This is a genomic window from Polaromonas sp. P1_E1_2 (genome assembly GCF_056406035.1).
On the sequence record NZ_JBFUAZ010000153.1, the window covers coordinates 1 to 7784 of the forward strand.

Here is a 7784-nt window from a genome sequence, read left to right on the forward strand (position 1 = left end):
ACCGTCATCTCCGAAGCCACCGCCGACATGCTCTGCGCCCGCGAAGAAACCTTCGGGCCTTTTGCTCCAGTGTTCCGCTTCCAGAAAGAGCAGGAGGCGATTGACGCGGCCAACAACACCGAATTCGGTCTGGCCAGCTATTTTTACAGCCGCGACATCGGCCGCATTTACCGAGTGGCCGAGGCGCTGGAGTACGGCATGGTCGGCATCAATGCGGGTGTGATCGCGACCGAACACGTGCCCTTCGGCGGCGTGAAGCAGTCGGGCCTGGGCCGCGAGGGCTCCCGCCACGGCATGGAAGAGTACCTCGAGATGAAGTACCTGTGCCTCGGGGACATCCAGCGCTGAGCTGAACCGCCACACATCCGCAACCGCCCTTACCACTGAAGAATCCATGCGCCTGCTGCTTGTGGAAGACGAAGCCGAGATGGCCTCGTGGCTGGTGCGCGCATTCAAGCAAAGCGGCTTTGTGCCCGACCATGCGTCGGACRCCGGCACCGCCGAGTCGCTGTTGGCCGGCAATGACTACGACGCGATCGTGCTCGACCYGCGGCTGCCCGACAAACACGGGCTGAACCTGCTGGCCGACATTCGCAAGGCAGGCAACCGCACGCCCGTGCTGGTGCTGACCGCGCAGGGCTCGCTTCAAGACCGGGTCAAAGGCCTGAACGTCGGCGCTGACGACTTCCTGACCAAACCCTTTGCGATTGAAGAACTCGAGGCCCGCATCGCCGCACTGGTGCGACGCAGCCGGGGGCGCTCGCACGCGCCGCTGCAGTGCGGTTCGCTCTCATGCGCCCACGACAGCCGCGCCTTCACGTTGGCCGGCACGCTGCTGCAACTCACGCCGCGCGAAGGCGCCGCGTTGTCGGTGCTGCTGGCGCGCAGCGGCTCGCCGGTAGAAAAGTCGCAACTCTCGGCCAAGGTGTTTCCGGCCGACAGCAATGCCGGCCCTGACGCCATCGAACTGGTGCTGCACCGGCTGCGCCGCAAGCTCGACGGCGGCGACGTGCGCATCGTCACCGTGCGCGGCTTGGGCTACATGCTGGAAAGCATCACGCCGGAAAGCACCGCGCATGAAGATACTGCGGACTGACCCCGACCGCTTCGGCATACGCGCGCGCCTGTTGACGCTGCTGCTGCCGGCCATCCTGGGCCTGCTGGCCCTGGACAGCTGGAACGACTACCGCGCACTACGCAACCAGGTGCAGGACGCCTACGACCAGGCCATGCTCGAATCCGTCCATGTGCTGCGCGGCAGTCTGTCGGTAGGTCCGGACGGCTTGCTGCACCTGAACGCGCCATTGGCGGTACAGGCGGTGGTCGATGCCGCCGGCCCGCTGCAAAAGTACCTGCATATCGGGTTGACGCCGCAAGGGGTGGACTCTGCAAGTGAGGTGACCTTGCTAGGCGCAACCGACCTGCCTGCACCGCCTGCGCAGCAAGCCCCCTCGCCCTCTTCCATCGCCTCCCCCGTGGTCTGGTACGACAGCGACTACCGGGACCATGCAGTGCGCGTGGTGGCGCTTCAAAGCAAAGTGCTTGACGAGCGTGGCCAGGCCTTTGACCTGCTGATCCAGGTGGCCGAAAGCACCGAGCCGCGCGACCGGGCGCAGGCGGCCACGCTGCGCCAGGAATTGATACGCGACACCCGAATGGTGCTGGTGATGATTCTGCTGGTCTGGCTGGGTGTGACCTGGTCCCTGCGGCCGCTGGAACGCCTGCGCAAAACCGTGCTGCAAAACAAGGGGCGTGACCTCAAGCCGCTGGACACTACCAACGTGCCACATGAAGTGGCGCCGCTGGTCGACGCCGTCAACCAGCACCTGGCCAGTTACCGCGATTTGCTTGAGCAGCAATCGCAGTTCCTGGCCGACGCATCGCACCAGCTGCGCACACCGCTGGCCATCATGCTGACCCAGGCCGGGGTTGCGCTGCGAGAAAAAGACCCTGAGCAGTTGCATTCCACCTTGCGCGCCATGGTCGTGCAGATCTCGCGCAGCCGGCGCCTGTGCGAGCAGTTGCTGTCGCTGGCCCATGCGAGCGACGGTGCACCATCCGAAGATGCGCCCGCCGTCGTGGACCTCAACAGCATCGCGCGGGACGTGGTGCTGCAGCACCTGACACTGGCCCATGAGAAAGACCAGGACCTGGGCCTGGACGCTGCTGAAGATGCACCGGTGCCCGACGCGCTGCACAAAAACCCTGCAGTCCCGGTACTGGCTCGCGGCGCCGAACTGCACGAGGCGCTGTCCAACCTGGTGCACAACGCCATTGTCTACAGCCCGCCGGGTGGGCACATCACCGTGAAGGTGAGCGCCGGCGATGGCGCGGCGCTCGCCGAGGTGCGCGACGACGGCCCGGGCATAGCCAAAGCGCGGCACGCAGAAGTGTTTGAACGCTTTCATTCGGCCGGCCCGACGGAAAAAGGTGCGCGCGGCGCCGGGCTCGGTATGGCCATCGCACGCGCCTATGCCAGGCGCAACGGTGGCGACATCGAGCTGGGCGATGCAGGCTCCGGCCCCGGCTTGCGCGCCATCCTGCGGCTGCCGCTGGCGTCCGATCCCCAGGGTTGAACGCACACGGCTGAGCCGTAGCCGGCAGCGCCGCAGGCGCCACCGGCCCTGTTAGTGATAACACGTATTTTGAGTTCGGCTGCGTAAAACGAAAGCCGATTGGAAGCCTCGCTTCCTAACATCCGCTCCATCCCAAACGCCCCCAGTCGACTGCAACTTGTGCACCGGCCAAAGGCAGGGCCACCACCAAGGAGACACGGATGACTCACCCCCCGTTTGTGACAACGCCCGCAGCGGCGCAGCCATGGAGCAAACCCCTATGAACATGAAGAACCGAAACTTCGTGCGGGGCCTGTGCCTCATGGCGATCGCCCTGCTCTTTGGCGGGGTGTCGCTGAACTACTCAATAGGCGAATTAAGCCGGTCCGGACCCGGCATGTTCCCCCTGATCGTGAGCTCCCTGCTGTTTGTGATTGGCGTTCTCACGGTGGTGCGCTCGCACTTCTATGACCCTGTCCCCCTGGACTACGGCGTCAAAAATATCGCCCTCATTCTGCTGAGCCTCGTCGGGTTTGCAGTGATTTCCCACTACCTCAACATGATTCTGGCCATCATCTTTTTGGTGTTTTGTTCCACGCTTGCAGGTACGTCGTATTCCGTGGTGCGCAACATCAAGATCTCGGTGGGTCTGATCCTGGTTGCCTTTGCCTTCAAAAACTTTCTCGGCCTTAGCCTGCCTCTCTACTGATGGACATCCTGCATAACCTCTCGCTGGGTTTCGAGCATGCGCTGACCTGGCAAAACCTCCTTTATTGCGCTCTTGGCTGCACGGTGGGCACACTCATCGGTCTGCTGCCGGGACTGGGCCCTTTGTCGACCATCAGCCTGTTGCTGCCCCTGACTTATTCCATTCCCACCGGCGGCGCGCTCATCATGCTGGCCGGCATTTACTACGGGGCCCAATATGGCGACAGCGTGAGCGCCATCACGATGAAGATCCCGCATGCCAGCAGCATCGTCGCCTGTATAGACGGCTACCAGATGACGCTCAAGGGAAAAACCGGCCTGGCCCTGTTCACCGCGGGCATTTCCAGCTTCATTGGCGGCACCGTGGCCATTGTGGTGCTTTCGACCCTGGCTCAACCACTGGGTGAAGTGGGCTTCTTGTTTGGGCCGGCTGACTATTGCGCCCTCATGCTGCTGGGGTTTTTCTGCGTGAGCTTTGTCAGCAGCGGCAGCCTGCTCAACGGCTTGGCCATGGCCATGGTCGGCGTCCTGCTCGGGATGGTGGGTACCGATGTGAACAGCGGCACTGCGCGCTACACCATGGACCTGCCCTTCCTGATGGACGGGATTGGCCTGATCAGCATCGCCCTGGGCTGCTTCGGCATTGCCGAGGTGGTGAAAAATCTCGACAACAAAAACGTCCTCACACCGTTCAACGGCGAGATCAAGCTCATGCCGACCTGGCCCGAGTTCAAGCGCATCATCCCCAGCGCCCTGCGCGGCAGCATCATCGGCTCGGTCCTGGGCATACTGCCCGGCGGCGGCCCCACGATTGCCCAGTTCGCCGCCTACGCCGCCGACAAGAAGTTCAGCAAATACAAGCATGAGATCGGCACCGGCTGCATCGAAGGCGTGGCCGGGCAGGCCGCCGCCGACGAGGCCGCCGCACGCACCAGCTTTATCCCGCTCATGGCCATCGGCATTCCCGAAAATGCCGTCATGGCCCTGATGATGGCCGCCTTCGTCATCAAGGGGATCCAGCCCGGCCCCAACATGATCGCCAGCCACCCCGATTTATTCTGGGGTCTGGTGGCCAGTATGTGGGTGGGCAACTGCTTTCTCGTCATCCTCAACGTGCCCCTGGTGCGCTACTGGCTGTCGGTCTTCAAGATTCCCTACACCGTGCTGTTTCCGGCGATTCTCTTTTTCTGCTGCATCGGCACCTTCAGCATCAACAACAGCCTGGACGACATCTACATCACAGCCGTGTTCGGCCTGGTGGGCTATTTGTTTTTGCGCCTGGAGATGGAAGCCGCGCCACTCCTGCTGGGTTTCATTCTGGGACCCATGCTGGAGGAAAATTTCCGCCGCGCCATGCTTCTCAGCCGGGGTAGTTTTAGCGTCTTCGTCAACCGCCCCATCAGCGGGACCTTGCTGGCCATGATCGGAACTCTGGTCGTGTGGCAGGTCGTGGTGTTTGTCCGCAAGTTGTGGAAATCACCCGACCATGTCATTCATGCCGGCAGCAGCACGCCCACGGCAGCTTCGGCAACCGCCACGACTGTGCCCGTAGCCACCGGGGAATAAGGCTGGCCCGGCGAAGCGGCACGCCCCCCGAACCCTCTCGCGACGGTTCGGGGGCTTGTGTCACGCGGCTGATGTGGTGAAATGAGCGTCCCCTTCAGGAGACACGCCACCATGAACCGCAGACTCTTCATCCAGGCCGGGGCCGTCGGCTCGCTGGCCCTTTTTGCTCCTTTTTTGATAGCTGCTCGCGCACAACCAGCGGGCGCTGCAGGTACAAAACGCCATGGAATCGTGATCCAGGTCAGCGACAACGATCCGGCCAAGTGGAACCTGGCGCTGAACAACGCCAAAAACCTGCAGGACGACGTGGGCGCCGCCAACGTCGACATTGAAATCGTCGCCTACGGCCCCGGCATCGGCATGCTCAAGCTGGAGTCGCCCACCGGCGCGCGCGTCGCCGACGCCGCCAAAGCCGGCATCAAGGTCACCGCCTGCGAAAACACCATGCGCGGCCAGAAGTTGACGAAAGACGACATGCTGGCTGGCATCAGCTATGTGCCCGCCGGCGTCACGGAGATCATGAAGAAGCAGCACGAAGGCTGGGCCTATTTGAGGCCATGATGGGCAGTCAGGCTTGGGTTGGCTTCGCCAGGCTACCGCTTCTATAATCAGCACCAACGCGGGTGTAGTTCAATGGCAGAACTTTTGCTTCCCAAGCAAATAGCGTGGGTTCGATTCCCATCACCCGCTCCAATATCAGCCAGTTTTTTTTGGGATTTTTGAGGATTTGGCATTCCACCCCAAGGTTTGCCCAAGGCTCAAAACCGTCGCTTGCGCTCGCACTTTCGAGAAGCAACGCACAGCGGCCAATACACCCATTCGGTGGACGCTGAATACCGCTCATCACAAGCGCTAATATCTTCGTATGCCCAAAATACTTCATTGGATGCTGAAGCCATTTGAGTTCTTTAAAACCATAAAGGCCGTATGGACGGCCCCCACTGTTGAACATCGACTCGATCCTGAATTTTCGGCAGTCACATCTTCGTGGGCGCCGCCTGTCATGCCTCCCAGAAAAATCTTCGAGCAGTTGCTGGTTGTGCTGGATTCTTCGGACGTAGGGGAACAGATGTATTCGCTGATGGTGAAAAATAAAGGGAGCGAAGCATTGCATCAGCTTGAGCTGCATTACGCGCAGCTCTTGCAGCCTGACTGCTTCGGTGTTGACCAGACTCACATGCCACGCGACATCTGGATAAAGCCACCAATCCACATACCAACGCTTGAGGCTCAAGAGAGCAAGACATTTGAAGTGTCAGGTTGGGCAGGACATGAGTTCTATGACGGTCCAATCGAAGCATCAATGCCCTTGGTAATCGGCAAAAACAGTCGCAATGGCGAGGACGTGCAAAGACACCAGATTATGGTGGAGGTGTGCATGCCCAGCATACGTAGCGAACTAATAGGGTGGCAAGAGCTGGCCAAAATCAGAAAAGCCCAAGTGAAACGCCGCACCGAGACGCCAGGCAGTTCGCCTGCCTCCGGGTCGCCGTCGGTATAGGAAATCTGCGTCCAGACCACCCTCAACGCATCACGATGATGACGATACCCAGCAAAGTCAAGCCGCTACCCGCCAGCGTGATGGCCTTGATGGCGTCCTGGTCCTTGAACAGCAGATGACTGAGCGGAAAAACCAACACCGGCGTACACAACGTCACCAGCGTGGTAACGGACAGCGGTATGTAGCGCATGGCGCCGATCACGCACATTTGCGCTGAAATGGTGGTCACACCGATCAGGGCGTACAGCGCCATGCCACTGCGGCTGGCTGAGCGCAGGCGGGCGGCCATCGCGCCCTTGTCGGCGGTGAAAACCAGGAGCAGGGCCAGGCCGCTGGCGGCGCCTATCAGCGCGCCCACGACGGGTTCATTCCAGCTGCGCACCGCAGATCCCCTGAGGACGTTTCCGATCGCATATGCCAGCGAGCTGCCCATACCCAGCAAAAAGGCGGATTGCAGCGCCCGCTGAAGCGCGGTGGATTGCACAGGCGCAGGTGCGGGGCCTCCGTCGGGCGCCAGCGCTGCCGTGGAACCGCGGCGCGAAAAAAAGCCGGGCTTGTAGCTGACCAGCATCAGCCCGCCTATCGTCATGACCATGCCCAGCGCCACCAGCATGCTCAGGCGCTCACCCAGCAGCAGCCAGGCCATCAGTGCGGTGAACAGCGGGCTGCTGATCTGGAAAACACTGGCCTTGGCCGGTCCGAAACGCACCACGGACTCGTAAAAAAACCAGCGCCCCAGGTAGGTGGCAAACGCACCGGCGGCGGCAAAAAGCCAGAACGCCTGCGCGTTCCACTGCAAGCCATCCGTGCGCAGACCCATCTGCACCAGCGTGGCCAACGCAGAAAACACCACGTTCGAGGAAGCCGCGATGAGAAAGCCCAGGCCCAGCTCCAGGCGACTGGATGCCACCTTGGTAACCAGAATGGAGACCGTGAAAAGCAACAGCGCAGCGCTGGCCAGCAAGTAACCGAGGAAGGAATCAGTCATCCGTATTCATCATCTTATTGACCGTTGGCGCCTGTTGGACGTGCGCCACCAGCTATAAAATYCATAGCAACTTATTCATATCTTGAACGCCTCGAGTGACTCGGGCGCAAACAATTCGGCAGGCTTGAGCAACCGCTTTGAAAGGCCCTGCTCAAACGAGTAACGTAAAAAGGTCTGCAGCGTGGCTTCGTTCTTCTCAAACCCGTAAGGCCAGAAATCTTCGCCCATCTCACGCTTGACCTGCTCGATGTGCGACGTCAGCCAGGGCAGCATGACTTTGAGTGCCGCTGTTTCGTACAGGTCTTCGTAAGTGCGCCGCTGCGACTCCTCCAGCGCCTTCATCAGCGCGCGCGCCACCCAGCGGTTGGCTTCATACACGTCGCGGCGAATCGCCACCGTATGCATGATGGGGAAAATTTTCGTTTCCTTGAAGTAATTGCGCTCGACCTGCTCGTAGTCTTCAAAG

General features: G+C 61.0%; 8 protein-coding genes, 1 tRNA gene and 1 pseudogene. 8 read left to right on the top strand and 2 right to left on the bottom strand.

What is annotated here, in order from left to right:
• From AC1D1P_RS09545 to AC1D1P_RS09580, 8 genes are all read left to right on the top strand, one after another.
• A partial coding sequence (locus AC1D1P_RS09545; RefSeq protein WP_477672797.1) for an aldehyde dehydrogenase family protein occupies positions 1-348 on the top strand: 348 nt, incomplete at its 5' end.
• A 46-nt stretch (positions 349-394) separates the two neighbouring features.
• Positions 395-1096, top strand: a complete 702-nt coding sequence (locus AC1D1P_RS09550; RefSeq protein WP_477672798.1) for a response regulator — start codon at positions 395-397, stop codon at positions 1094-1096.
• The gene (locus tag AC1D1P_RS09555) at positions 1077-2576 is read left to right on the top strand and encodes a sensor histidine kinase (protein ID WP_477672799.1); all 1500 of its coding nucleotides are present in this window, start codon (positions 1077-1079) and stop codon (positions 2574-2576) included. Before AC1D1P_RS09550 ends, AC1D1P_RS09555 begins: the two co-directional genes overlap by 20 nt.
• 265 nt (positions 2577-2841) lie before the next feature.
• Positions 2842-3264: a tripartite tricarboxylate transporter TctB family protein gene (locus AC1D1P_RS09560; RefSeq protein WP_477668897.1), complete on the top strand. Its 423-nt coding sequence runs from the start codon at positions 2842-2844 to the stop codon at positions 3262-3264.
• On the top strand, positions 3264-4829 hold the full coding sequence (locus tag AC1D1P_RS09565; protein WP_477672800.1) for a tripartite tricarboxylate transporter permease: 1566 nt from the start codon (positions 3264-3266) through the stop codon (positions 4827-4829). Before AC1D1P_RS09560 ends, AC1D1P_RS09565 begins: the two co-directional genes overlap by 1 nt.
• A gap of 111 nt (positions 4830-4940) precedes the next feature.
• A complete protein-coding gene (locus AC1D1P_RS09570; protein ID WP_477672801.1) occupies positions 4941-5390 on the top strand; it encodes a DsrE family protein in 450 nt (149 codons plus the stop codon).
• Positions 5391-5448: 58 nt separating this feature from the next.
• Positions 5449-5522, top strand: a tRNA-Gly gene (locus tag AC1D1P_RS09575).
• Between the two features lie 172 nt (positions 5523-5694).
• On the top strand, positions 5695-6330 hold the full coding sequence (locus tag AC1D1P_RS09580) for a hypothetical protein (RefSeq protein WP_477672802.1): 636 nt from the start codon (positions 5695-5697) through the stop codon (positions 6328-6330).
• Between the two features lie 22 nt (positions 6331-6352).
• Here the strand turns inward: AC1D1P_RS09580 and AC1D1P_RS09585 are convergent, their stop codons facing one another.
• The gene (locus tag AC1D1P_RS09585) at positions 6353-7318 is read right to left on the bottom strand and encodes a DMT family transporter (RefSeq protein ID WP_477672803.1); all 966 of its coding nucleotides are present in this window, start codon (positions 7316-7318) and stop codon (positions 6353-6355) included.
• A gap of 75 nt (positions 7319-7393) precedes the next feature.
• Positions 7394-7784, bottom strand: a pseudogene (locus AC1D1P_RS09590) (ABC transporter substrate-binding protein); the annotation flags it as partial.